Raw genomic sequence first — 1,353 nt, 5'->3', positions numbered from 1 at the left:
AGGATCACCTGCTTCGCAAGATCGACGCGGTGATCGACTTTTCCTTCATCCACGATCGCGTTGCGGGGCTTTATTGCGCCGACAACGGCCGCCCACCGCTCGATCCGACCTTGATGTTCAAGGCGCTGTTCATTGGCTACCTGTTCGGCATCCGCTCGGAGCGTCAGCTGGTGCGCGAGATCGAGGTCAACGTCGCCTATCGCTGGTTTCTGCAGATGAAGCTGACGGATGGTGTGTTTGACGCCTCGACGCTGTCGCAGAACCGCCGCCGGCGCTTCAACGACACGAGCGTGGCGCAGGACATTTTTGACCACATCGTCGAGCAGGCGATCCGTCATGGCCTGGTGGATGGCAGGGTGCTTTATACGGATTCAACGCATCTGAAGGCGAATGCCAACAAGGGCAAATATGATCTTGCGATGATCGAAAAGTCGCGCTCCGATTACTGGGCCGATCTCGACCGGGCGATTGAGGCCGAGCGAGCACTCCACGGCCAGAAGCCCTTGAAGGAAAAGGAGCGCGAGCCGCAGGTGAAGGAAACCAAGGTGTCGCGCACCGATCCCGACAGCGGCTACATGGTGCGCGATGGCAAGCCGAAGGGCTTCTTCTACCTCGATCACCGCACGGTGGATGGCAAGCTTGCGATCATCACCGATACCCATGTCACGCCCGCCAATGTGCATGACAGTATCGTCTATCTCGAGCGGCTGGACCGCCAGCGTGAGCGGTTCGGCTTCGAGGTCGGTGCTGTCGGGCTGGATGCCGGCTATGCGACATCCGGCATCGCCAAGGGTCTTGAGGACCGCACCATCCTCGGTGTCACCGGCTATCGCAACCCGACCCCGCCCAGAGCCGGCATGATGCGCAAGTCGAAATTCGGCTATGAGCCCGAGACAGACGGTTACCGATGCCCCGAAGGCCAACTGCTCGCCTATGCCACCACCGACCGCAACGGTTATCGCCACTATCGTTCGGATCCTGCCCTCTGCCGCGATTGTCCGTTGCTGGCCTCCTGCACCAATAACGCCACGGCGACACGCACCATAACCCGCCATATCTGGGCCGATGCCCGCCAGCGCACCGACGCCAACCGCCTGACCCCTTGGGGCAAGGCAATCTACAAGCGCCGCAAGGAGACGGTCGAGCGATCATTTGCCGATGCCAAGCAGCTTCACGGGCATCGCTATGCCCGCTTCCGAAGTCGCACCCGCGTCGCATGCCAGTGCCTGTTGGCTGCGGCCGCCCAAAACATCAAGAAGATCGCAATGGCCCTGACAAAAGCACCAAAACCGGCCACGGCGTAAGCCGAAACCTCCTTCTTCGCCCTCTGCCAACACGACCGGCAAAGAATCC

The 1,353-nt window shown here is 60.9% G+C and carries 1 protein-coding gene; it reads left to right on the top strand.

The features are described 5' to 3' along the window. On the top strand, positions 1–1,304 hold a 1,304-nt coding region (locus EFD55_RS32900), incomplete at its 5' end, for an IS1182 family transposase (RefSeq protein ID WP_125851289.1). Between the last annotated feature and the right edge of the window lie 49 nt (positions 1,305–1,353).

This window comes from Rhizobium pisi, assembly GCF_003938655.1.
Classification (GTDB): domain Bacteria; phylum Pseudomonadota; class Alphaproteobacteria; order Rhizobiales; family Rhizobiaceae; genus Rhizobium; species Rhizobium pisi.
This window is presented reverse-complemented; position numbering and strand designations above follow the sequence as displayed.